General features: G+C 38.8%; 26 protein-coding genes. 17 read left to right on the top strand and 9 right to left on the bottom strand.

Annotation, left to right across the window (positions count from 1 at the left end):
• Positions 1 to 27: 27 nt before the first annotated feature.
• The 4 genes from WDB87_RS13485 (at position 28) to WDB87_RS13470 (ending at position 4,116) form a co-directional block, all read left to right on the top strand.
• Entirely contained in the window at positions 28 to 1,227 is a 1,200-nt protein-coding gene (locus WDB87_RS13485; RefSeq protein ID WP_337850130.1) for an OprO/OprP family phosphate-selective porin, read from the top strand.
• Between the two features lie 144 nt (positions 1,228 to 1,371).
• Positions 1,372 to 2,010 (top strand): 3-oxo-tetronate 4-phosphate decarboxylase, encoded by a 639-nt coding sequence (otnC, locus tag WDB87_RS13480; protein WP_337850129.1) that lies wholly within the window; start codon positions 1,372 to 1,374, stop codon positions 2,008 to 2,010.
• 50 nt (positions 2,011 to 2,060) lie between these two features.
• Positions 2,061 to 3,137: a class II fructose-bisphosphate aldolase gene (fbaA, locus tag WDB87_RS13475; RefSeq protein ID WP_443197912.1), complete on the top strand. Its 1,077-nt coding sequence runs from the start codon at positions 2,061 to 2,063 to the stop codon at positions 3,135 to 3,137.
• A gap of 7 nt (positions 3,138 to 3,144) precedes the next feature.
• Complete coding sequence (locus tag WDB87_RS13470; RefSeq protein ID WP_286248352.1) at positions 3,145 to 4,116, top strand: class 1 fructose-bisphosphatase; 972 nt, start codon at positions 3,145 to 3,147, stop codon at positions 4,114 to 4,116.
• A 192-nt stretch (positions 4,117 to 4,308) separates the two neighbouring features.
• Here the strand turns inward: WDB87_RS13470 and WDB87_RS13465 are convergent, their stop codons facing one another.
• Positions 4,309 to 4,746, bottom strand: a complete 438-nt coding sequence (locus WDB87_RS13465) for a hypothetical protein (RefSeq protein ID WP_286248350.1) — start codon at positions 4,744 to 4,746, stop codon at positions 4,309 to 4,311.
• 1 nt (position 4,747) lies between these two features.
• A complete protein-coding gene (locus WDB87_RS13460; protein WP_089349234.1) occupies positions 4,748 to 5,326 on the bottom strand; it encodes a DUF3299 domain-containing protein in 579 nt (192 codons plus the stop codon).
• Between the two features lie 80 nt (positions 5,327 to 5,406).
• Here WDB87_RS13460 and WDB87_RS13455 point away from each other — a divergent pair, with 80 nt between their 5' ends.
• The gene (locus WDB87_RS13455) at positions 5,407 to 6,117 is read left to right on the top strand and encodes an ABC transporter ATP-binding protein (protein WP_443197910.1); all 711 of its coding nucleotides are present in this window, start codon (positions 5,407 to 5,409) and stop codon (positions 6,115 to 6,117) included.
• Positions 6,111 to 7,349, top strand: a complete 1,239-nt coding sequence (locus WDB87_RS13450) for an ABC transporter permease (RefSeq protein WP_337850127.1) — start codon at positions 6,111 to 6,113, stop codon at positions 7,347 to 7,349. The genes WDB87_RS13455 and WDB87_RS13450 overlap by 7 nt, the downstream gene beginning before the upstream one ends.
• Positions 7,350 to 7,445: 96 nt before the next feature.
• Here WDB87_RS13450 and WDB87_RS13445 read toward each other — a convergent pair whose 3' ends face one another.
• Positions 7,446 to 7,946, bottom strand: coding sequence for a lactoylglutathione lyase family protein (locus tag WDB87_RS13445; protein WP_008130525.1), 501 nt, complete (start codon positions 7,944 to 7,946; stop codon positions 7,446 to 7,448).
• A gap of 101 nt (positions 7,947 to 8,047) precedes the next feature.
• Between WDB87_RS13445 and WDB87_RS13440 the strand changes: the two genes are divergently transcribed.
• Entirely contained in the window at positions 8,048 to 8,914 is an 867-nt protein-coding gene (locus WDB87_RS13440; protein WP_337850126.1) for a LysR family transcriptional regulator, read from the top strand.
• Positions 8,915 to 9,234: 320 nt separating this feature from the next.
• Here the strand turns inward: WDB87_RS13440 and WDB87_RS13435 are convergent, their stop codons facing one another.
• Positions 9,235 to 9,912, bottom strand: a complete 678-nt coding sequence (locus tag WDB87_RS13435) for a haloacid dehalogenase type II (RefSeq protein WP_337850125.1) — start codon at positions 9,910 to 9,912, stop codon at positions 9,235 to 9,237.
• A 424-nt stretch (positions 9,913 to 10,336) separates the two neighbouring features.
• Here WDB87_RS13435 and WDB87_RS13430 point away from each other — a divergent pair, with 424 nt between their 5' ends.
• The 3 genes from WDB87_RS13430 to WDB87_RS13420 all read left to right on the top strand — a co-directional run bounded on the left by WDB87_RS13430 (position 10,337) and on the right by WDB87_RS13420 (position 12,618).
• The gene (locus WDB87_RS13430) at positions 10,337 to 10,624 is read left to right on the top strand and encodes a helix-turn-helix domain-containing protein (protein ID WP_337850124.1); all 288 of its coding nucleotides are present in this window, start codon (positions 10,337 to 10,339) and stop codon (positions 10,622 to 10,624) included.
• On the top strand, positions 10,617 to 11,885 hold the full coding sequence (locus WDB87_RS13425) for a HipA domain-containing protein (RefSeq protein WP_337850123.1): 1,269 nt from the start codon (positions 10,617 to 10,619) through the stop codon (positions 11,883 to 11,885). Before WDB87_RS13430 ends, WDB87_RS13425 begins: the two co-directional genes overlap by 8 nt.
• A gap of 238 nt (positions 11,886 to 12,123) precedes the next feature.
• Positions 12,124 to 12,618 (top strand): GNAT family N-acetyltransferase, encoded by a 495-nt coding sequence (locus WDB87_RS13420; protein ID WP_337850122.1) that lies wholly within the window; start codon positions 12,124 to 12,126, stop codon positions 12,616 to 12,618.
• Positions 12,619 to 12,775: 157 nt separating this feature from the next.
• Here the strand turns inward: WDB87_RS13420 and WDB87_RS13415 are convergent, their stop codons facing one another.
• On the bottom strand, positions 12,776 to 13,567 hold the full coding sequence (locus WDB87_RS13415) for a DODA-type extradiol aromatic ring-opening family dioxygenase (protein WP_337850121.1): 792 nt from the start codon (positions 13,565 to 13,567) through the stop codon (positions 12,776 to 12,778).
• Positions 13,568 to 13,881: 314 nt separating this feature from the next.
• Between WDB87_RS13415 and WDB87_RS13410 the strand changes: the two genes are divergently transcribed.
• Together WDB87_RS13410 and WDB87_RS13405 are read left to right on the top strand one after the other, a co-directional pair.
• Entirely contained in the window at positions 13,882 to 14,787 is a 906-nt protein-coding gene (locus WDB87_RS13410) for a LysR family transcriptional regulator (RefSeq protein WP_337850120.1), read from the top strand.
• Position 14,788: 1 nt separating this feature from the next.
• Positions 14,789 to 15,736 carry a LysR family transcriptional regulator gene (locus tag WDB87_RS13405; protein WP_337850119.1) on the top strand — a complete coding sequence of 316 codons (948 nt, stop codon included), beginning with the start codon at positions 14,789 to 14,791 and terminating at the stop codon, positions 15,734 to 15,736.
• Between the two features lie 225 nt (positions 15,737 to 15,961).
• Here the strand turns inward: WDB87_RS13405 and WDB87_RS13400 are convergent, their stop codons facing one another.
• Positions 15,962 to 16,969: a zinc-binding alcohol dehydrogenase family protein gene (locus WDB87_RS13400; protein WP_337850118.1), complete on the bottom strand. Its 1,008-nt coding sequence runs from the start codon at positions 16,967 to 16,969 to the stop codon at positions 15,962 to 15,964.
• Positions 16,970 to 17,103: 134 nt separating this feature from the next.
• A complete protein-coding gene (locus WDB87_RS13395; protein WP_286248295.1) occupies positions 17,104 to 17,979 on the bottom strand; it encodes a LysR family transcriptional regulator in 876 nt (291 codons plus the stop codon).
• A gap of 86 nt (positions 17,980 to 18,065) precedes the next feature.
• Between WDB87_RS13395 and WDB87_RS13390 the strand changes: the two genes are divergently transcribed.
• From WDB87_RS13390 to WDB87_RS13380, 3 genes are all read left to right on the top strand, one after another.
• The gene (locus WDB87_RS13390) at positions 18,066 to 18,485 is read left to right on the top strand and encodes a PACE efflux transporter (protein WP_337850117.1); all 420 of its coding nucleotides are present in this window, start codon (positions 18,066 to 18,068) and stop codon (positions 18,483 to 18,485) included.
• Positions 18,486 to 18,548: 63 nt separating this feature from the next.
• Complete coding sequence (locus WDB87_RS13385; protein WP_337850116.1) at positions 18,549 to 19,427, top strand: AraC family transcriptional regulator; 879 nt, start codon at positions 18,549 to 18,551, stop codon at positions 19,425 to 19,427.
• Between the two features lie 106 nt (positions 19,428 to 19,533).
• The gene (locus tag WDB87_RS13380) at positions 19,534 to 20,406 is read left to right on the top strand and encodes a nuclear transport factor 2 family protein (protein WP_286248289.1); all 873 of its coding nucleotides are present in this window, start codon (positions 19,534 to 19,536) and stop codon (positions 20,404 to 20,406) included.
• 336 nt (positions 20,407 to 20,742) lie between these two features.
• On the opposite strand, the gene WDB87_RS13375 is transcribed toward WDB87_RS13380, so the two are convergent.
• Complete coding sequence (locus WDB87_RS13375) at positions 20,743 to 21,627, bottom strand: LysR family transcriptional regulator (protein ID WP_337850115.1); 885 nt, start codon at positions 21,625 to 21,627, stop codon at positions 20,743 to 20,745.
• A gap of 111 nt (positions 21,628 to 21,738) precedes the next feature.
• Between WDB87_RS13375 and WDB87_RS13370 the strand changes: the two genes are divergently transcribed.
• Positions 21,739 to 22,464 (top strand): aspartate/glutamate racemase family protein, encoded by a 726-nt coding sequence (locus tag WDB87_RS13370; protein ID WP_337850114.1) that lies wholly within the window; start codon positions 21,739 to 21,741, stop codon positions 22,462 to 22,464.
• A 6-nt stretch (positions 22,465 to 22,470) separates the two neighbouring features.
• Here WDB87_RS13370 and WDB87_RS13365 read toward each other — a convergent pair whose 3' ends face one another.
• Complete coding sequence (locus tag WDB87_RS13365) at positions 22,471 to 23,721, bottom strand: NADH:flavin oxidoreductase/NADH oxidase family protein (RefSeq protein WP_337850113.1); 1,251 nt, start codon at positions 23,719 to 23,721, stop codon at positions 22,471 to 22,473.
• An 86-nt stretch (positions 23,722 to 23,807) separates the two neighbouring features.
• Between WDB87_RS13365 and WDB87_RS13360 the strand changes: the two genes are divergently transcribed.
• Positions 23,808 to 24,212 carry a MerR family transcriptional regulator gene (locus tag WDB87_RS13360; RefSeq protein ID WP_337850112.1) on the top strand — a complete coding sequence of 135 codons (405 nt, stop codon included), beginning with the start codon at positions 23,808 to 23,810 and terminating at the stop codon, positions 24,210 to 24,212.
• Positions 24,213 to 24,232: the final 20 nt, after the last annotated feature.

Genomic DNA, 24,232 nt, shown 5'->3' with positions numbered 1-24,232 from the left:
ATTCATATAAATAAACTGGGGAAAGTAATGTACAAAATAAACACACTAACAACATTAATAAGCTTAAGTTTTGCTGCTAGCATGTCATTTACGGTATTAGCAGAAGACTTCGAATCACTTGAAAGTCGTATAGATAAGCTTGAAAAAGCTACAACGGTTAAATTGGGAGGACGTTTACATTTAGATTTTGCAGCTTACGATGGCGCTTATAATCCAGGGAATGGCACAGGAACCGATATTTATGTGCGCAGAGGGCGAGTTTATTTTGCAAGTAGTCACGGGGATTTTTCGTATAAAGTAATTCTAGATTACGATGATGGCGAAACTGTTTTACATGGTGCAACAGTTACATATAAAGGCTTTGGTAAAGATAAAAAGCTCAATGCCGGAAAACTAAAAGAAGACATTTCATTGCAAGGCATGACGTCGAGTAAATGGGTAACATCAATCGAACGAGCCATGATCCCAGATACCTTTCAAGTAGGCTTTAACTATGGTGTTCAATACAGTCATGCTATGCAAAATGGTCTGCGTTACTCCGTTAGTTTAACTAAAGATCAAGAATTAGCTGATGGTAATGAAGCTGATGGCTCTCTACAACTTGCAACAACAGGCCGCTTAACTTACTCCAACACAGATAATAATGAAGTCTTACATTTAGGTTTATCTGCTAGCCATCGAAACTGGGGATCTAATGATTTTTCAATCAGGCAAACCGGCGAAGTTCGTAAAGATCAAAATCGTTTAGCTAACTTTTCAAGTCAAGTTGGTGCACAACAAATAGATGCTAGTAGCGCAATGTTGCTTGTTGGTGAGTTTGGTTATCAAGTTGGTCGAGTACACCTAAGTGCTGAATATGGTCAAATCGATGTATCTGCTAATCAAGGCCCTGATGAAACATTTGAGGGTGGCTATGCCCAGTTAGGCTACTTTCTTAGTGATAATTCAAGAAAATATAGTAAAGGCAGCGCTAAATGGGACAAACCAACAAACTTAAATAATCAATGGGAAATATTTGCTCGTTTGAGCACTTTTGATATGACGACTGATACTTCAGGTACTAAAGCAGAAGTTATTACCATTGGTGCAAACCATTATATAAATGAAAGTGTTCGTATGTCTTACAACTATGTATTTGGTGATGTTTCTGGTCCGAGCCAGGTTGCTTTAACTGGTTCGGAGGATGATGGGCAAGCCTTTGTAGCTCGTTTGCAGTATGTGTTTTAAACAAACTTGCAGTTATGTAAAGCACGCATGATTACAAATAAACAATCCCATTAACATGAGTGTTTACTATTAATGTGGTTATTTATTCTTGGGATAAATAACCACTAAATACATAAGCTTAAAACTATTTTTTAAGGTAGAAAGTTGAATAACTCTAAAATTAAAGATCAAATTATCGAGATGGCAAGCTCTCTTTATCATCGTGGCTACTCTTTTGGGTCAAGCGGAAACATAAGCGTTAAAACCGAAACTGGTTTTATTATGACACCAACAGGGTCATCAATGGCTGATTTAAAACCTAGTGAGCTATCAGTTTTAGATTCACAAGGAAATTTACTTTCAGGGCATGAACCTACAAAAGAATCTTTTTTGCATATGGCCATGTATGAACAACGCTCAAGGGCAAAAGCGGTTGTGCACCTTCATTGTTCGCATTCATCTGCGGTAAGTTGTATGCACCATGGCTGCACTGAAAATGTGCTCCCACCTCTTACTGCTTACTATGTTATGCGTATTGGTATTTTGCCTTTAATTCCATACTTTGCTCCTGGCGATATTAATTTAGCGCAAGCCGTTAAAGAAAAAGCGAGTAAATCACATGCACTTTTGCTAGCTAACCATGGGCCTGTAGTTGCAGGGACCTCTCTCAAAGATGCTGTATACGCAACGGAAGAGTTAGAAGAAACCGCCAAACTTTACTTGATGCTTAAAAATATGGAAACGCAACCATTAACGCCTGAGGCAATAAGCGAATTAAATAAAAAATACCCTAAAAAAATTTAAAGGGAGTAATACATCGCCTTTAGGGAAATGTACTTACTCGTTTGTGGAGAATTAAAATGTTATCAAAAATTATTTCTTGTGGTGTTAAAACAGGCGAAGATGTAACAAAGCTTTATGATTTTGCTAAAAAAAACCAGTTTGCCTATCCTGCGGTAAATGTAATTGGCACTAGCTCAATAAACGCTGTGCTGGAAGCCGCCACTCATGCAAAATCTCCTGTCATTATACAACTATCATACAGCGGCGCTTCTTTTTTCATAGGTAAAGGTAGCCCTTTGAGTGGACATGAAGCTGCAATTGCAGGGGCCGTTGCAGCTGCTAAATATGTACATGAAGCAGCAGAACACTATGGTATACCTGTTATCCTACATACTGATCATGCTTCAAAAGAATTATTACCATGGATTGATGGCTTATTAGCCGCTGGCGAAGAACACTTTAAAAACTTTGGTGTTCCATTATTTAGCTCTCATATGATTGATTTATCACAAGAGCCTCTTGAAGAAAATATCGCTATATGTGCATCCTATTTACAAAGAATGAAACAAATAAAGATGGGCTTAGAAATCGAGCTTGGTTGTACTGGTGGTGAAGAAGATGGCGTAGATAACACTAACATTGATAGTTCATTATTATATACACAACCTGAAGATGTTGCTTATGCGTATGAAAACCTTAATAAAGTAAGTGAAAACTTTACCATAGCAGCGTCGTTTGGCAATGTTCATGGCGTGTATAAACCGGGGAATGTTAAGTTAACTCCTAAAATTTTAAAAAACTCACAACTATTTGTGGAAGAAAAATATCACCTTTTAGCTAAGCCTTTATCTTTTGTTTTTCATGGTGGCTCAGGCTCTAACAGCTCCGATATAGAAGAAGCAATTAGCTATGGTGTTATAAAAATGAATATTGATACTGATATGCAATGGGCTAGTTGGAAAGGTGTATTAGAATATTCAAAAAGTAAAGAAGCTTATCTACAAAGTCAAATTGGTAACCCTGAAGGCGAAGATTTACCAAATAAGCAATATTATGATCCACGAGTATGGATAAGGCAGTCTGAAAGCTCTATGGCGACCAATCTTTATAAATTTTTTGAAACATTAAATTGTATAAATAAATATTGAGAGCCCTATGCAAACTATTAATAATTATTTAGAAAGCCAAGACACAAACCCAGCTTTATGCTCATTAATTACAACCTTATTAAACGCATGTACGCATATAGCTTCAAAAGTTGGGCAAGGTGAATTAGCTGGAGTATTAGGCGTTACAACCGAGCAAAATATTCAAGGTGAAACCCAAAAAAAATTAGACGTTATTAGTAATGATATTTTAAAGGTTGCACTTCTTAAAAATAAAACGGTTAAAACTCTTGCATCAGAAGAAGAAGATTTTGTTGTTGCCGGCAATGAAAATGGAAACTACGTTGTAGCATTTGATCCACTCGATGGCTCATCGAATATAGATATCAATGGGCAAATTGGGACTATTTTTACTATTTATGCGGCCCTAAAAAAAGAGCCTTCAAATAGTAAAAAACAGTTTTCGCAAAAAGGCTCGCAACAGCTTTGTGCCGGTTATGTTTTATATGGTGCTTCAACTTTACTGGTGATTTCTGTTGGCGGTCCAACAAAGATTTTTACGTTAGATCGCACTCGTGGTGATTATTTTATGTCAAATAAAGACGTTACTATTACACACGATACTAATGAGTTTTCAATTAATATTGCAAACTATTGCAAATGGCCTACCCAATTTAAAAAATATGTTGAGCATTTAATCGCTGGAGAAAATGATAAAAGAGCTAAACGTTTTAATATGCGATGGAATGGCTCTATGGTTGGTGATATGCATAGAATTTTGTATAGAGGGGGTATTTTTTGCTACCCATCCGACATTTCGAATCCACACAAGCCAGCCAAGTTAAGACTACTGTATGAAGCCAACCCTATCGCATTTTTGGTAGAAAATGCTAAAGGCAAAGCATATACAGAAAATGAACGTATTCTAGATGTAACCCCATATGATATCCACCAAAGAGTCCCCGTTATAATAGGCTCTGCTGGAGAAGTAGATATCTGCTTAAGTTACTTAAAGGAATAATTAACTACTTTTAAAATACCAACCCCAACCAAAGTAAGTTAATTACATCAGTGCTCTATAATTCACGTAAATATAGGCGCTAAAACCAATGCTTAACGCTTTTTATAAATAGCGTTAAGCATTTTTTTAATATCAAAAAATACATATTTAACATATAAGCCACATCAATAGCCCAATTTATCGTTACCTATTTTAACTCGCTGTTACTTCTATTTTTTGCTCTAGCGTAAAAGGCTTTGCATTTAAAAGGCCGCTTATTTGCACCAAAATTTCTGATTTACCGGGTTTATTAGCAACGTATTTTAAGCTGTGTATTCCGCGTGTGCGCTCTAATAATATTGAAGGCTCGCCGGTAAGTTTAATACCTTGTGGCGCTACAAATTTAACACTTACCGCGCTGTAACGTTTAGGTACTAAGTAGCTAAAGTTAGCTGTGCTTGTATCGCCAACATTTACTTGCGCTTGTTTAGCGTGCTTTACAGAAAAGCGCTCAAATATAGGCGTCTGAAAGCTTTGACGAGCAAAAGGATGAAACTGATTTAAGCCAACCCCAGAGTGAAACTCGCACGCATTAACGCCAGCAGATGCACTTGCTAATACTAATGAGCAGAGCAGGTATTTTTTATTCATATTATTCCTCGTACGGTAACACTCGGTCTAACTTAAGCTCGTAAGCCGATGTACCTAATTCGTTTTCTACGGTATTTATTGTTATTTTTCCTTCAAACCAGAATGCGTCGTATAGGCTTTGCAGCTCAACGCCTTGTTCAAATTTAACATAAATTATTTGGTTTGGCGGCGGTGGCGGCATATGCAAACACGCCCCAAAGTAAGGCACTACAAAAAACTCACTAATGCGCTTACCTTCTTCAGATTCAAGCGGCACGATAAAACCAGGCACACGAATCTTTTTATTATTATAGCTCTCAATTACTCGTGCGGAGCTTAATGCTTGCTGATAGCGTTTATCTTGCTCGTTTTCGAACGGCTTAGCGTCTAGGCTATCGAGTGTGTCTTGCTCTGAGCCATCTTCAATTTCGGTTAAATACTCTGGCGGATTAAGCAGTGCGTCTAAATCGTCTTTAGGCATTAACTGAATCCACTCTATTTCTTCGTAGCTTGAACTTTTAGCCACTGACTCACAGGTAAATACTAAACTGGCCAAGGCTATAACAAACCAAGCAACCATTTTAGTTACATTTTTTGACATATTTTCATCTCAATTGGCTTAGGGGTTCAGGAAAAACGTTATAACATATCAGTCATTATCAAACCATAGGAGTCTCATTTTTGCCAAATACATTTTCTTCGGCCTCAACTCCCTTTGCCATACATATTAATCAACTTAACTATAAGTACCACAAAGCCGATAAAACCTCGTTTTATATTCCTACTTGGCAAGTAAAGCAGGGGGAACAGGTGTTTTTACACGGCGAATCTGGCTCAGGTAAAACCACATTACTTAATTTATTAGCAGGGGTGCTTACACCACAAAGTGGCGATATAACCTTGCTTGAGCAAGCATTTTCAACGCTTTCGTCAAAAAAACGCGATAAATTTAGAGCCCAGAACATTGGCGTGGTGTTTCAGCAGTTTAATTTAATACCGTATTTAAGTGTTTTAAAAAATATTCAGCTGGCTAGTTACTTTGCAAAAACGGGCAATACGCAAATAGAGCAAGAGGCGAGCGCACTGCTTTTAGCGCTTAAGTTACCAACTACTATTTTGCACAAAGCAGCAAATACACTAAGTGTGGGCCAACAGCAACGTGTGGCCATTGCCCGCGCTTTAATAAATAAACCTAAACTGCTACTAGTTGACGAACCCACCTCAGCATTAGACGCCGCATCGCGCGATGCATTTATGACCTTACTCATTGATTTATGTAAGCAGCACAGCATAACGCTTGTATTTGTAAGTCACGATATGCACTTACAACAATTTTTTAAGCTAAGTGTTGATGTAACTTCGCTTTTAAAAGAGGAGAGCAAAAAATGCTAGTATCGTTAGCGTGGAGCAGCTTAGCCAGTAGGCGCAAATCGGTCATTCTTACGTTTTTATCATTACTTATAAGTATTAGCGTACTGTTAAGTGTTGAGCATATTCGCCAGCAAGCCAAAGAGAGCTTTAACAGAACCATTTCAGATGTAGATATGATAGTAGGCGCACCTAGCGGGCAGTTAAACCTGCTGCTTTACTCAGTATTTAGAATGGGCAGCCCCACCAGTAATATTAATTATAAAAGCTATGAAACCCTAAAGAGCAGTTCATTAGTCAAATGGGCTATACCTATTTCGCTTGGCGACTCGCACCGCGGTTTTAGAGTAATGGGCACCAATAACAGCTACTTTGAGCACTTTAAATACGGCACTAAGCAACCACTTACTTTTAATAGCGGCCAGCCGTTTAATACATTATTTGAAGCGGTAATAGGGGCCGATGTAGCCAAAAAACTGAATTATAAAATTGGCCAAAGCGTAGTGATTGCCCATGGCATTGGTAACACAAGCTTTACCCATCACGACAACACCCCTTTTATTATAAAAGGCATACTTAACCCCACTGGCACACCCGTTGATAAAACAATACATGTAAGCTTAAACGCCATTGAGGCCATACATTTATCACCGGCAAAACAAGCTAAGTTACTTAATAATGTAGACTCAGTAAACACCACACCTAAGAGCATTAACGCAGTAATGCTGGGTTTAAAGTCTAAGTTTTCTACCTTTAAATTACAGCGCGATATAAACAACTATAAAGCTGATAGGTTAATGGCCGTGTTACCCGGTGTTGCCATGACCGAGCTTTGGCAAATGATGGCAACCGTTGAAAGCCTATTACGCGTTATTGGTATTTTGGTATTGGTATCGTCGTTATTTGGCTTATCAACCATGTTACTTGCCTCAATGGCGCAGCGTAAAAACGAAATTGCCGTGCTGCGTGTGTTGGGCGCAGGGCCAAGCGTTATTTTTAGCTTAGTACTAGTAGAGGCGTTAATTGTGGTATTAATTTCAAGTGCAGCTGCAACGGCTTTACTAAGTTTAACTTTATGGCTTTTAGGTGATTGGCTAGGCGCCACGTACGGCTTATTTTTAAATGCAAACATGCTTAATCTAGAAACACTAAAAGTAATAACCGTAATTGCTGTTGCCGCTATCATTACCTCAGCTATACCCGCGTATGAGGCCTATAAAAATGCCCTGCATAGCTCACTTAGTGCTAAAAGTTAGCTCCTTTAAAAGTGGCACCACGTACTAAACAAAAAGGCCGCAGTAATAAATACTGCGGTCTTTGTTTTTAGCTAAACTTTTTTAAACTAGTTAAGTTTAGTAAGCGCCTGCGCTGTAAATAAGCTCGTAGCTGTGGCTGTAAATCTCAAGGATGTTACCAAACGGGTCTTCCATGTAGATCATGCGGTACGGCTTTTCGCCAGGGTAGTAGTAACGTGGCTCTGGCATACGTTTTTTACCACCTGCAGCAACAATGCGGTCCGCTAAGCCTTCAACATCTGGGTCTTGTACACAAAAATGAAAGATACCGGTTTTCCAGTATTCAAAGTTGTCTTTAGGGTTTTCTTGGTCTTTAAATTCAAAAATTTCTACACCAATACGGTCGCCTGTTGAAAGGTGCGCTATTTTAAATTTTTCCCAATTTGGACCAAATACATCGGTACACATTTCGCCAATTGGGCTGTTATCTTCAGTGATCACGGTAGGCTCCATTATGGTGTACCAGCCCATCACCTTAGTGTAAAACTCGACGGCTTTTTCAACATCCGGTACAGAAATACCAATGTGCGAAAAACTACGTGGATATGTATGACTCATAATATGTCCTCTTTAACTGTGATTAGTTGATGGAGTTAGTTTACGAATTAGCCATTATTAAGTAAAATTATCATTAATCATCATTTTGAGTATGTTTTGTAATGATAAACCCGACATGGTTAAACACGTTTTGTACGTTGGTTGAGGTAAATCACTTTACCCAAACCGCCGAGCGCCTTTTTATGACCCAATCTGGCGTGAGCCAGCATATTAAAAAGCTAGAACAACAAGTAAACTGCGCGCTATTAGAGCGTCACGGCAAACAATTTACCCTTACTGTACACGGGCAAAATTTGTATCAGCAAGGCAGCTTGTTATTAAAAGAATGGCAATTTTTAGAGCAGCAATTAAAAGATGACTCGCCATACAGTGGCCTTGTAAAAATACAATCGCCAGGTAGTTGTGGGCTGCAATTTTATAGCCAGTTGTTAGCACTGCAAGCAAAGCATACCGAGCTTAATATTGATTATCGCTTTGCACCCAATACAAGTGTAGAGCAAGCTGTGGCAAACCACAGTGCCGACATAGGCTTTTTAACCCAAGCCCCCACGCTTAGCGAAGTTACCAGTCACAAAATAGGTAAAGAATCTTTATTATTAGTAACCCCTGCACATATTAAAAACCCAACATGGGAGGCTTTGTGTGAGCTTGGCTTTATTGGCCACCCCGATGCAAAACACCACGCTCAGCTATTACTTAGCGAAAACTACAATGAGTTTGAACATGTTGATCAATTTAAGCGCACGGGCTTTTCTAACCAAATAAGTTTGATACTGGAGCCAGTAAGTTTAGGACTGGGTTTTACGGTTTTACCTGCGCACGCCGTTAGCGCATTTAATAAACCTGCGCTTATTAAAACGCATCATTTAGCTAATCCAATCAGTGAAAATATTTATGTGTGTCATCATCGCAATAGACCAATGGCAAAGCGTATGAATACAGTAATTGAAGCAATAAAAGCGAACTAGGGCGCTTTTATTGCATTCGTAAAGCCCCTTTACACTTTAAACTGCGCACTTAGGCTTGTGCCTCAAAGTTGATATGATTAAGGGTTAGATATCAGTTTTTCTCTTGTTGATAAGTGATTGGTTAGTTATAAAGAATTACATTTAAAACTAATAAAATGTATAAAATGAGCTACTCAAATATTTATAGTGCCGTTTAATTAGTAAGGGTTTGTTCGGAAGAAGTCTATTTAAAACTTAGGCTTTTAGGCAGACAAAAAATAAGGGCGAAACCCTCTTTACAGCTAAAGCACTAAAGAGGGACATAAAAGTAAAAATGCGGTTTAGTTGATCTCTTCGAGCTTGTTTTCTAAATCCACTAAGTCAGTGGCAACAGTAGTTGGCTGAATTTCCCACGGATCAAAAATAGAGTCTTCTGAGCGTTTTATCCACGCACCGCGCATACCATGCGAAATAGCGCCAGTTATATCAAACGGATTACTCGAAATAAGCCACGTATTTGCACCCGTTGAATTGGTTTCGCGTAATAAATGGCTGTAAACACCAGGGTTTGGCTTAAATGTTTTCATGTCGTCGGCGCTTACAACGCCTTCAAAAAGCTCACTAATACCTGCGGTTTCGAGCAATTGATTTACCGCATCCGCAGCGCCATTAGAAAACGCAAACAATCGGTAGTTTTGTGTTTTAAGTTGCTCAAGCCCTTTTTTAACATCATCAAAGGCGGGTAAAATTTTATATTGCTCAAGTAATTGCTGTTTTTGGTCATCACTAAGCTGCGTTTTATGCGCTAAACACGCGTAATCGAGAGCTTGTTTTGTACATAACGAAAACGGTATATAGTTTTGCATTAATCCGCGCCTAAAGGAGTATTCCAACTGTTTTTCGCGCCATGTATTTGAAAAGTTTTGCGCGTTATCGCCAATCATATCTTCAAGTAAGGTCAGTACGCCATGGGTATTTATAAGCGTGCCGTATACGTCAAATGCGAGTGTGGTTGCCATGTTTACTCCCAATAAATTTAAATTACTTGTAGGTTAGTCGCTCTGAGCTTAACTTACTTTGAACGATTGCTCAAATTAATAAAGCTTATTTGCTTTAGGCGCTAAAGTGTTAATTATCATATTGGTAAAAAGGGTTTTAACTTATCATTAATTACTCTTACAGCTTTTTAAATAACTTTAGTTAGGGAAAGTGAAAGGAGTTTTGTTTCAGTCGTTAAAAGCGATAGCTGTATTATTCTAAATTCACAGTTAATTGTGAATTTATATATTCCGAGTCAAACACATCAATAATTCACAAAATACTGTGAATTATTAGTATTTCTAAGCATCTCATTAATAAATTCACAAAATATTGTGAATCTATCGCTTTTTAGCTATTACTTTACTATAGTTCACAAAATACTGTGAATTTATTGAGGTAGTAATGGAAGTTAAAATAAAGTCAGCACAGCAATTGGGGAAATTGGCAAGCATTGTCAGAAAAGGCCAAAAGCTTGATCAAAAAACGGCTGGGGACTTCTCCGGTATTAGTATTAATACAGTAAGTGATTTTGAAAATGGTACGGGTTCGTTATCAATTGGCCGCGCGTTCGACTTAATGGAAGCGTTAGGCTTAGAAGTGAAAATAGACGTGGTAGTACCTCAAAATGATGAGCGAGCTAAAAATAAATTAATAGCTCAAATCAACAATTTGGTAGCTTACCATGAATGATAGATCACTCTATGTTTATGCTGGCAAACAGCTTATCGGACAATTACAAGATAATAACGGGTTCTGGTCATTTAAATATGCTAAAGCTTGGCTTAATTCTGCTGATAAATTTCCAATTACTCCCAAAATTCCATTACAAGAACAAGTAATTCTAGACTCAGGTACTATTCGTCCTGTTCAGCAATTTTTTGATAATTTACTACCTGAAGAAAATGCTCGTATGTTGTTAGCAAAAGAAGTAACAGTGGATCATGAGGATTCTTTTGCTCTGCTTACTGCATCAGGGATTGAATCTGCTGGTGCTCTAACTTTATTGCCAGAGCATGTAGATTTTCCAAACCCAAGCACTATGCAACTTCCTTTTTCAGAGCTATCAAACCGTATAAAAAATTTACCTCGGGCACTTTTAAATAGTCGACAAAGTACCCGTATGTCAGTTGCTGGCGCACAACATAAAATGCTGGTAATTAAACTCGGATATGATTTATTTGAAGGAAATGAAGGCACTCCATCAACTCATATACTTAAACCCGATCATTGTGATCCAGACCAATACTGGCAAACTACCTGCAACGAATGGTTTATGATGAAGCTAGCCAGGCGTCTAGGAATAGATGTTCCTAACGTAGAGCTCATTTATGTACCAGAGCCAGTCTATTTAGTTGAGCGCTTTGATAGAATAGGAAGCTATCCGAATCAAGAACGAAAACATATTATAGATAGTTGCCAGTTATTAAGTTACAGCCGGCACGCTAAATACACAGCCTCAACAGTTGAAACATATCAAAAAATACTTGATAACGTACGCCCAAGAGCATTAACAGCAATAAAATTATACCAGTGGGTGATTTATAATTTATTAATAGGTAACGGAGATGCTCACTTAAAAAATATTAGCTTTTACTATGAAAATGGTTTTGCACAAATAACGCCTTTTTACGATTTATTGAGCACTATTATTTATGTATCAGATGGTATAAAGCCTCTAACGGAAGCACTATCGGTTCCAATTAATAATAAAAAACGTTTTTGCGATGTAACCAAAGCTGATGTCATCACTTTTGCAAAAGAGCTAAGTATTCCAAACTCTTTTGCAGTAAAGCAACTAAGTTATTTTGTAGGAAATATAGAGAGTGAATTTAGCAACTTATACCAAGAGATTGAAAATATGCCACCTTCAGATGTGCGTACAGCGGAATTAAGAATGTTAAGAGAAGTGCAATTCTTAGTGGTAAAAGAAATGGTTAATAAATTGAGTTAGCCCCCTTAAAAGGAAAATCAAAACTCTAGATAGTGCTCCTTGAAACTAAGTAAATACAGATCAACGCTGGGGCTTGACTTTGAAAAGGGTATTAATAGAATTGGCTTGATACAGCTTATAAATGAGCAACCTTGCATAAACATCATCGACTCCGTTACAAAGCGTATGAGTTTCAACCCAATAAACGATTAAATAACTCACACTGCGTAAAGCGTAGAAATACAATATAAGGCATAAAATGGAAATTATAATACGCCAAGCTGAACTAACTGATACCGCAGCGGTAAAAATGTTGTGGCAGTTTTACCAATATCACCAAAGTGTGTTTGATTTAGAAGATGTTGATTCCAATGGCCGCTTTGATATTGATGATGAGTATCTTGATTGCGTCGTTCGTGGCGAAGAGGATAGCATTGCTTACCTTATTGTCGTTTCAAATCAAATTGCAGGCTTTGCTACTGTTGAACCGACCGAGATTGCAGGCAAAGAAATGCCTGAATTGGCAGATATTTTTATTCTTCCCAAATATCGAAAACAGGGAGTTGCTAAGTGTGTAGTACAACGCTTAATGTTAACCGTGGGAAATCAATGGCATGTATCTGTATACCTAGAAGATAGTTTGGCGCTGACGTTTTGGAAAAATTTGTTTTTGAATTTAAATGTAGCGCGTGTTGATAAAATTGAGCCAGCTGAAACTGAAGGCTTTCACGAGTTTGTCATTACAAATTACTAATAAATGCTTCCATGCGGCATATTAAACATACGCTATATAGTTAGTGTATGTTTGATATCCGCTTTAATAATAATCTGTAATATACAACACCGAATGTAAACCCCCATTACACTTTGATTAAATAAACGACTAGGTGCTTGCACTGTACTAATTAAAATTAATAAAACTGATACGCATCGAGCGCTAAAATATCCATTTCGGTATCACTAAAAACCTTTTCAACCTGTGTGCCGCCTGCGCCCATTGCGGCAAATAATGGTAAAAAGTGCTCTTGGGTAGGGTGGTTAAATAATACATGGGGTGCTTGGTTTAAATAATCTAACAGAGCAGCTGTGTCTTGCGCTAAAAGCGTTTGTTCAACCCATTGGGTAAACGCTTTTACCATTTGAACGCGATTAGGTGTAGGTGGCTTTTTAAATATTTCGGGTAGGTTATGGCTAATCCCGCCGGAGCCAATAATTAATATATTTTGCTCGCGAAGTGGGGCAAGTAACTGCCCGAATTCGTACATGGCTTTTGCGCCTAAACGCGTATTTATAGACACCTGCACTATAGGAATATTAGCCTGTGGGTACATTAAGCGCAGAGGTATCCATACGCCATGATCCCAGCCTTGGGTTACATTAAGCTCGGCCTCTATGCCTTTTTCTTTAAAGCGCGCTGCAATAACGTTAGCAAGTGAAGGCTCGCCCGGTGCGGAGTATTTAATGTTATACATATGTGCAGGGAAATTATAAAAGTCGTGAATGGTTTTGGGCGCTTTCCCTGCAGTAATCACTATGTTGTTGCTTGTGTCATTGTTAGCAACATCAAAATGGGCCGAAAAAATAATAATAGCGCTCGGTGTTTTAAGCGTTTGACCAAGCGATGATAAAAAATTAGAGGTAGCCGATTGCTTAATTGCCATTATTGGTGAGCCATGTGAAATAAATAAAGCGGGCTGAGTCATGCTAATTCCTAATGATACCAATTCACAATAATACTTAATTATTTTTCAGGGCTAAACGTGTCGCTATCTGTGTTAAAAAATTCTCATTTACGACTGCATGGATGCAGAAGGTAGAGCAATGCAGGAGCAATTGCCGAGAACAACTAAATAGCAAATTTTTTGCCTAGCTATCAACACGTTTTTTCATCCTAAAAATAGATCACTTAATTAAGCGAATTGGTATTAATCTATTTTAATATAGCCATTTTATTGCTTTTTAATTTGGTGATAAATGTGCTATTTATTTATAAATTACAAACAACGTATTGTTAATTATGGACAAGCTAACCACCATGAAAACTTTTGTGAGCGTAGTGCAAGAGGGTTCATTTTCTAAAGCCGCCGATAAACTCGATATATCGCCGCAATTGGTGAGTAAATATGTATCAGCACTGGAAGAGGGGCTGTCTACCCGTTTATTGCACCGCACCACACGAAAAGTAAGCACCACAGAGGCGGGGGATCACTATTTTACTCGCTGCCTACAAGTACTTGGCGATATAGACGATATGGAAAATTCGCTTAACAACTTAAGCGAAAACGTATCGGGTGTGCTGAGTATTAGTGCGCCTATGTCGTTTGGGGTTAAGCATTTAGCACCACTGCTGGTTGAGTTTCAAAAGCAATATCCAAATTTAAAGTTAGATTTAAAACTCACTGACCAATTTATAGATATAGTTGAGCAAGGCATTGATATAGCGCTGCGTATTGGGGTGTTAAAAAACTCATCCCTTATTGCTAAAAAAATAGCGCCTATACGCTTAGCGGTATTTGCATCGCCTGCGTATTTAAAGCAGCACGGTACACCCACTACACTGCAAGAGCTTCAACAGCATAACTATTTACGCTACGCCAACGCTGAGCCGGCTAAAAGGCTTACAGGAGTCAATGAGCTTAAAAGCGAGTTTAAACTTGAAAGCAATTTAGTGGCTAACAACGGCGATTTATTGCTAAATACAGCCATTGCAGGTGGCGGCATTGCTATGCAACCTACCTTTATAGCTGGTGAGGCACTAGCCCAAGGTAAAGTTGTGCGTATTTTACAAAACCATGAGCCAGAGCCTATGGGGCTTTACATGGTATACGCAAACAGGCAGTTTTTGCCTAGTAAAGTGCGTGCATTTGTTGATTTTTCGAGTGGCTATTATGGCGATATACCTTATTGGGATTTAGGAGAATGACATGTCGATAACCAATCAATTAGCGTTATTTGTAGATGTAGTACAACAAGGCTCATTTGCTAAAGCTGCCGCATTAAACGATATGGATAACTCATCACTTTCTAAGCAAATTAAAAAGCTTGAAAGCAGCTTAGGTGTGCAATTACTTAACCGGTCTACGCGCTCGTTTTCGCTTACCTCAGCAGGGGATGAAATACTCCAACAAGCGCATATTCTTATAGATACCCTTAGTGATATTCACAATATTGCCGACTCGTACCAAGCCAAACCTAAAGGCATTTTACGCATTACCTCAGGCATGTTTTTTGGGCAACAGTATATTCAGCCTGTTATTAATATATTCATGCAAAAGTACCCAGAGGTAAAAATTACCCTAATGCTTGATGATAAGCGCAACGATATTATTAGCGACCATTACGATTTAGCATTTAGAATTGGCAAACTTGACGACTCAAACTTAATGGCAAAAAAAATATCTGACATGCATTTTGCACTGGTTGCCTCGCACGATTTTATAGCGCGCCATGGTATGCCAAATACACCAGAGGAGCTTTTAGCTTTGCCTGCAATAGTTTACGGCAATGGCGATGTAAGCCTAGATCAAGTTAAATTAAGCACACAACCTCATGGTGATGAATTCAAAACCCACAAAATGAAGGGCAATTATAAAGTAAGTGACGTACGCGCCATGCTTGATGCAACTAAAGCTGGTGTTGGGTATGTAATGCTTGATTTATTTAACCTAGAAAAACCCATAGACGAAATGGGGTTAGTGCCACTTTTAACCAACTATAAGCTTAGCGCATCGGGCACTGGTATTTATGCATTGTATCCGCACCGTAAACAAACGCCACTGGTAAGCGAATTTATAAAAACTGTACAAGAGTATATTGGCAGCCCTGCATTTTGGGTTAACCATATTCCTAATTACAACCAGTTATATAATTAATACCAATCCGCATTAATACTTAATCATTTTCAGGGGCTAAACGTGTCGCTATCTGCGTTAAAAAATTCTCATTTAGAACAACTAAATAGCGATTTTTTTGCCTTGCTATCAACACGTTTAGCCATCCTCAAAATAGATCACTTAATTATGCGGATTGGTATAACAGCCACAAAAAAGCCCCGTTAGGGGCCTGTATACTCAAAAAAACGTTATACGTAAGGTAGCTTAAAAACCTTCTAAAACCACTTTGCCTTTCGATGTTTGGGTTTCAAGGTGCTGATGCGCTTTGCGTAAATTGGCAGCGTTAATTTTACCTAAGTGCTCACCTACCGTGGTTTTAATTTGCCCTTGGTCAATCATCGTGGCTACGTTGTTTAAAATAACGTGCTGCTCTTGCATATCGTCGGTTTTAAATAACGAGCGAGTAAACATAAGCTCCCAATGTACCGACACACTTTTATTTTTAAATGGCACAATATTAAGTGTTTCAGGGTCATCAATAAGTGCAAATTGACCTTGTGGCTTCACTACTTTTTCAATTTCAGGTAAGTGTTGCTCTGTATTGTTTAAGCTTACTACGTAATCTACTTCGCTTAAGTTTTTAGCTGCAAACTCTTCACTTAATAGATTGCGGTGATTAACAATAGTATCGGCACCTAAATCTTCTAACCACGATATTGTTTCGGGGCGAGAGGCGCTGGCAATAATATTTAATTTAGTACGCTGCTTTAACAGCTGTACCATAATTGAACCCACACCACCGGCGGCTCCAATAACTAAAATGCTTTTAGAGTCATCATTTTTAGCTACGTTTAAACGGTCAAACAATAACTCCCACGCAGTAATGCTGGTAAGCGGCAATGCAGCGGCTTCGCCATACGAAAGCGAACTTGGCATATGGCCAACAATACGCTCGTCAACTAATTGAAACTGCGCGTTACTGCCTGAGCGAGTAATGTCACCGGCGTACCATACTTTTTCGCCTGGCTTAAATAACGAAACGTTTTCGCCAACTGATTTAACAACCCCAGTTGCATCCCAACCAATTACTTTATATTCGCCATCTGCCGCTGGCATTGCTTGACGAATTTTAAAATCAACCGGATTAACCGATACCGCTTTAACTTCAACTAAAATATCGTGGCCGTCTGCTGTTGGCGTTTCAAGTTCAATGTCTTGTAGTGATAGGTCGTTCTCGATTGGTAAACTTTTTTGATATCCAATTGCTTTCATGGGAGTTGCCTCTTTAGCTAGTTAATACTCTGTGTTGATGACGCTATTTTGGCTTTACCAACGCTATTAAAAAAGAGACAAAACACCCAATTATTATGGATGTAAAAATCCATAATAAAACTCATACATAAGCGTTATAAAATATTTCGAAGCTGCTTTCTAAGTGTTTTAAAAATAGCGAGATCGCTGTATTTTTGGTGCTGCAAAATATCAACATTAGCGTGCCACTGCATTTTTTCAAACTCTATGGGTAGCCTAACGAGCTCATTAGCCTGCAGTGCCTCATGCGCAACATGCTCTGGTAGTAGGCACCAGCCGTGCCCTTGTAATGTTAGCTGCAGTAATAAGTAGTAGTTGTCGGCAAAAAGTACGTCGGGGCTTACCTTTAGCTGAAAACTACTGGTTTGCGTATTACGCGAGCGAATTAACAGCTGTCTATATAAGCGTAAACTATCAATATTTTTTACAGCCTCTTTTGCCAATGGGTGCGATTTAGCCACATATAAATCAAAGTTAACGCTACCTATGCACTCATAATCTAAATTTGTGGGTAAATTCAGCTCACTAAAAATAATGCCTGTTAGTGGGGTTTCTTGTTTTAGTAAATCAATAATATCGAGACTTGAGGCGCTTAAAAATTCAAGCGTTACATTTGGGTACGCATTATTTAGCTCCTCAACAACGCTTGCCATAGCGCTAAATGGTATCCCTTCATCTAAGGCTATAGTTACCTCACTTGGGGTTGAGTCGTTTAATGCTAAAGCCGAATTTAAAAGCCGTTGATGCTGATTTAATAAAGCGTGTGCATGAGGGAGTAATTTATGCCCCGCTTGGGTTAATTGTGGATAGCGACCCGTGCGCTCAAATAAAGTAGCATTGCAGTCTATTTCAAGGTTAATTATATGTTGGCTTATTACCGACTGCGCTTTACCTAATTGCCTTGCTGCTGCCGAAAACGACCCCGAATCAACCGTTGCTACAAATGCATGTAATTGTTCAACACTAAACATATCGCTTTTACCGATACTAGTTAACTATTTAATATCTTAATAATGAATGAAAATACCCACATCGTCATTCTTTAAATAAGTTATTTATGAACACACTAGAACGTATTTTTCAGGCTGTTATGTTTGAAATAATAGCCTTAGCCATTGTAATACCAAGCACTGTACTATTTGCGGGGTTTGAAGCGGGTAAAATGAGTGTAGTAGGGATTGGTTTATCGTTATTTGCTATGTGTTGGAATTATATTTACAACATTATTTTTGATAAATTAGCAGGCCATAACCGCTTAGAGCGCACTTTAATAACGCGTATTACTCATGCATGTGGCTTTGAGCTAGGTATGGTAGTAATAACGCTTCCTGTAATTGCTTGGTATTTAAATGTAAGTTGGTTTACAGCCATTATGCTAGAGGCAAGCTTTTTAGTGTTTATACTCATATACACCTACGTTTTTAATGTACTGTACGACAAGTACCAGCCTTATAAAAAATGGTTTAATAACTCCTAATGTACTTGATAAGCCCAAGCTAACTCACATACACTTTATAAAACACATCAAAAATAAGTGCGAATGGATATACCCAACATTGGCTTTAACCACGAAAAGTCGGCAAATGCAGAGCTTGAAATATTGCCCCTGAGCGATTTGTATGGGGGTAAAACCCACGACCACGATCCGCAAATGGCGCATCGGGTTTCGTTTTATATGATTATTTGTATAGAGCAAGGCAACGGTAGTCACATGGTTGATTTTATTCAATATCCGTTTGATTCAGGCACACTTATTTTTTTACAGCCCGATCAAGTACACGCGTTCGACTTTGCAAAACAACCCACTGGTTATGTGGTTTTATTTACGCAAACATTTTTAGACCGTGTACACACCAATATGCGCTTACCTAATTACACGCCAACTCATTTAAGCCAACAACACTCGCCATTACTTAAGCTAAATAAACATAGCCAAGCGCGGGTAATAAATGCCATAAACGAAATGGAAATAGAAATTGCACACCCGCAATCAGACCCACTCATTGTTATGTATTTATTTAGCTCGCTGGCTTTAGGATTACATAGGCTACGCCCAGAGCTGCGCCACGACAATATCAACCCAGAGCAAAGCATTAAACTGGGTACTTTTTATAAGTTGCTACAGAGCCATTTTTTAACTATTCGCGATGCTAACTGGTATGCAAACAAACTGCATACAACCTACAAAACCCTTAATAGTATTTGTAAATTAAGTACCGGCCTTACAGCAAAGCAAATGATTGACGCGTTTACCTTAATAGAAATAAAACGCCGCCTAGTTATAAGTAATATAACAACCCAAAAGCTGGCCTACGACTTTAGCTTTGATGACGCTAGCAACTTTGTTAAGTACTTTAAAAAGCACACAGGGGTTACGCCAAGCCAATTTCAGACAGCTCATAGTAAGGCTATTTTATAATAATGGCTTAGGTTCGACTTTAACCATTTTAGCGCCCATTTACACTCTACTGTACATTTTAAATATTACATAAAATGCTCCTATACAAACACATTAGGGCATTACAATGAAACCACTATCACTATTTACTCGCAGTATTTTAGCCACAGCAATTATTAGCTTAAGTGCATGTGCAAGCATCGAACAAAATACCACAAAACAAGCACCGCTAAGCATTACAGATAAGGCCGTTGCGGTTATTTCAAGCATAGAAACAGGCGATACAAAAGCGATTAGCTACATAAACCCAAACCAATATACACAACATAACTTAGACGTTAAAGATGGCCTGGCTGGTTTTGCACAAGCAATTCAACAATTGCCAAAAGGCAGTGCAAAAGCGCAAGTAAAACGCGCCTTTGAAGATGGTAACTATGCAGTAACCCATACTGAATATAATTTTTTTGGCCCAAAAGTAGGCTTTGATATTTTTAAGTTTGAGAACGGTAAAATTATAGAACATTGGGACAACCTACAAGCTATAGCCCCTGCCAACCCAAGTGGTCGTACTCAGCTAGATGGTGCAACAACCATAACCGACTTAAATAAAACAGCCGCTAATAAAGCGCTGGTTAAACGCTTTGTAAATACCATTTTGATCAACGGTGACATGGCAAAGATAAACAACTTTATTAGCAGTGAAAAAGGCGCGTATATTCAGCATAACCCAGCAATAGCTGACGATTTAAGCGGCTTAGGTAAGGCGCTGGGTGAGTTAGCTAAATTAAACATGCCAATGGTAGTGAGCAAAAACCATATTATTTTAGGCCAAGGCAACTTTGTACTGGCAGTAAACGAAGGTACATTTATGAATAAACACGTATCGTTTTATGACTTATTTCGTGTTGAAAATGGCAAAATTGTAGAACATTGGGACACCATTCAAACTATTCCTGCTAAGTCACAATGGCAAAACAATAATGGTAAATTTGGCTTTTAAACTTACTTAACCCGAGCTCTGGTTAAGAGATTTACTAACATTTTGAATTAGTTGGATATTTAAATTTATTCTCTCTAGCCAGAGATTTTTAGTGAAAACAAGGCGAATTTACGCGTCAATAGCTGGCCTATTGCAAGTAAATTCAACGCAGTTAGCGCTGAAAATAGCTGCTCGAGATAGATTTATTATCCAGAGTTCAGGTTACTTAAGCTTTGGCACTATTTAATTTGTAAATAGTGCCAATGAACATTTATTTTTTGCCTTTTAGCTGGTTAACCTTAATGCTAAGCCAAAGGTTCGTACACTAAACCGCCTAACTGTAACGGGGGTTTACAGTTAGGTTATATTAAGCTCGGTTAATTTATTCCATACGCTTTCGCCACCGGGGTGCAAAGCCGCATGATACCTATACGCATAGTAAGTTATTGGCACGCAGTGGTGCTCACTCCCTACAACTACAAGGGTATTATTTTTAAGCTCATTAGATATAACGTAGTCGGGCAGCCAGGCAATACCATTACCCGCAACTGCGTGTACTTTTAAAAGCTCCGTCATGGATGAAACAAACACTTTATTAAGCTTAGCGCCCGATATAATTGGCTCTAATTGCCGGCCCATGTAGGAGTCGAGACTGTAGGCTAAATGCGGTATAGGCGCTGCGCTTTCTAGGTTATATAAGGCTTTGCCTTGCTCGTCACAGGCGCTAACAGGTAATAACTTAGCATTCCCTATTTTTTGATGACTAAACGGCGGCAGTTTAAGGCGTTCGTTATCAAAGGCGATAAGTAAGTCGCACTCACCTTGCTCTAGCGCTTCAGTGGCTTTATCTACGTCTATTGCTTCAAGGTTAAGTACTATATCGCGCTCATCTTGCGTTTGAAAATTAGCGAGTTTTAAGGTTAAAAAACTCGCTAAAGAATGTGCAGCCGCAACCTTTACAGAATAATTTTGCTGCACCGATAACTCCTCAAGCATGCTAACCGAGGTATTCATTTGGTTTATTAAATTACGCGCTGTTATATGAAATATTTTACCGCTTGGGGTAAGGGTAATAGGTAGGTTTTCTCGGTCAATTAACGCTGCGCCAAGCGCATCTTCAAGGGCTTTTATACGCCGACTAAAGGCTGGTTGCGTAATATGCCTAAGCTTTGCCGCTTGCGAAAAGCTCTTTGTATGCGAGAGCGTTAAAAAATCTTCTAACCATTTACTTTCAATATTCATAGCAACCACCTAGTTATGCAAGTTATGCATGGGCTGTAAAATAATAGCATTATTCAAACTAAATAAAACACTATAAATTAAACCTATAAATTCAATAACCGGAATGCAATCATGCTCAGAACTCTTGGTGTATTAGGCGGAATGGGGCCTTTGGCTACCGCCTCATTTATGAATCAAGTAATAGCGTTATCACCTGCTAAAAATGATCAAGAGCACATACCTATGTTTATAAGGAATATCCCGCAAATTCCTGACCGAACAAAATTTTTAATGGGCCTTGAAGACGAAAACCCATTTTTTGAGCTTAAAAAAGGCTTTAAAGAACTATCAAGCTTAGGGGTAAGTTGTATTGTTATTCCGTGTAATACCGCGCATTACTGGTACGACGCACTAACTCAAAATGCCGATGTACACACTATTAGCATTGTAAAAAGTGTTATTAAACAGGTTAAAGCTACTAATAAGCAAAAGGTGGGTATTCTAGCTACTACAGCCACACTAAATATGGGCATTTATCAAAACGCATTTGAGCAGCACAATATTGATTTTATTGAGCCAAACACACAGCAGCAAATTGCTATTATGGATGGTATAACCGCTGTAAAAGCAGGGGATTTAAATACAGGGCGCAGCTTATTAAGCAAAGCTTACGATTTAATGCTTGCCCAAGGGGCAGATTGCGTGCTGTTTGGCTGCACCGAAATACCGCTAGTATTAAATGAACAAGCTAAGCAGTCGCCCGATATCTGCTTAGATACCATCACTATTTTAGCGCAAGAGTGCGTTAACTGGGCGTATGCAAACGCCCATCAATCAACGCTTTCAAGCGTAGCATAGATAAAGCTAATTAAGCTCTTTAGCAAAGCGTTTACGATAGCGCTTTGTAAGCTTTGCAGCGCGTATTTGGTCGCTTATTATAGTAAAAATAGCTGAGGCATTTGCCTTAACGTGCTTGCCTTGGCCAAGGCGGCGAAGCTGCCTTTTTACCAGTGCCATAGTGGCAAGCCCTGCAAGTGTTTTGTCTTTAAAAGTAACACTTGGCATTATCAGCGGCTGCGCTGAATTACTTTGCCACGCATTAACCAAATTTGGCTGATATGCCAGTGCTGTTGCCATACCAACGATTGCAACGCCTGATTTAATAACTTTATTTGCCACATCTAGTCGGCTAATACCGCCGGTGGTCATAATGGGTATGTTTGACTGCTCGCTAATTGCTTTAGCAAACTCTAAAAAGTACGCCTCACGTGCAAGTGTTCGCTCATCCCCTGTTTGGCCTTGCATAGCAGGTGCTTCGTAGCTGCCACCCGAAAGCTCCACAAAATCAACCTTTAATACGCTTAGCATATCAACAACCGCTTGCGCGTCACTTGGTTCAAAACCGCCACGCTGAAAATCAGCAGAGTTTAACTTAACTGATACCGAAAAACTCTCGCTACAATGTGCTTTAACGCTTTTGGTAATTTCGAGTAATAAGCGGGCACGGTTTTCAAGGCTTCCGCCCCATTCATCATTACGTTTATTAGTCAGAGGAGATAAAAACTGTGCGAGTAAATAACCATGTGCAGCATGTATTTGTACGCCATTAAACCCTGCTTTTTCAGCTTGTTGTGCCGTTTGAGTAAATCGGGCGATAACATCATTTATCTCGCTTTTATCCATCGCCTTTGGCTGTGCAAATAAGTGCGAGTGCTTGCCCATATTAAGCCCAATATCAGAGGCGCTAAGCGCTTTACCGCCCATTTTTTTAAATACTTGGCGGCCGGGGTGATTAATTTGCATGACAATTTTACAGTCGTTTTGCTGTGCTAAACGTGCTAGTTCTGTAAAAGGCGTTATATCTGTTTGTTGTTCAAGTGCTAGGCCCCCTGGGCCTGTCATTGCAAGGTGGTCGACCATCACATTGCCGGAAATAATTAACCCGCAACCGCCTTTTGCCCATTCGCTATATACATTTTTAAGCACCTGCGATGGGGTTAAGTCGGCCTCTGCGAGATTTTCTTCCATTGCGGCTTTTACTACTCGGTTTTTAAGCGTTAAACCACTTGGTAGGGTAAAAGGGGTTAATACAGGGTGTTGTTTATTTTTAGACATTAGGTAAACCATAAATTGACATTACAGGCACTATAACCTTAAAGTCAGCTTTAAGGTCAACTGTCATTTTAGGCAAAAAAACAGCAATGAAAATAGGTGAACTAGCTAAACAAAGTGGGACGGCAGCCAGCACTATAAGGTATTACGAAAGCATAGGTTTACTGCCAGCGGGCGTACGCAACAGTAATGGCTATCGCCAATACACAACAAGCAGTGTTGAGCAGCTTAAAATGATTAAGTTTGCACAAAGCTTAGGGTTTTCGCTTGAAGAAATACCCACACTACGTAAACCAAATAAAGAGCTTGATCACACTGCTATTATTGAGCGTCTCACTCAAAAACAACATGAGGCCAACGCACTGATAGAACAGCTACAGCTTAAATCAGAGCGTATTGGTAGTTTAATTACCCTGCTTACTGCAAGCTGGTCTAACGGAGAGTGTATTGGCAATGAAAAAATAAATGAATTGTTGAATGAGTTGGATTATTAAAGCCGTAAGCTAGTACACAA

The sequence above is a fragment of the Pseudoalteromonas sp. C12FD-1 genome (assembly GCF_037414265.1).
GTDB lineage: Bacteria > Pseudomonadota > Gammaproteobacteria > Enterobacterales > Alteromonadaceae > Pseudoalteromonas.
This window is presented reverse-complemented; position numbering and strand designations above follow the sequence as displayed.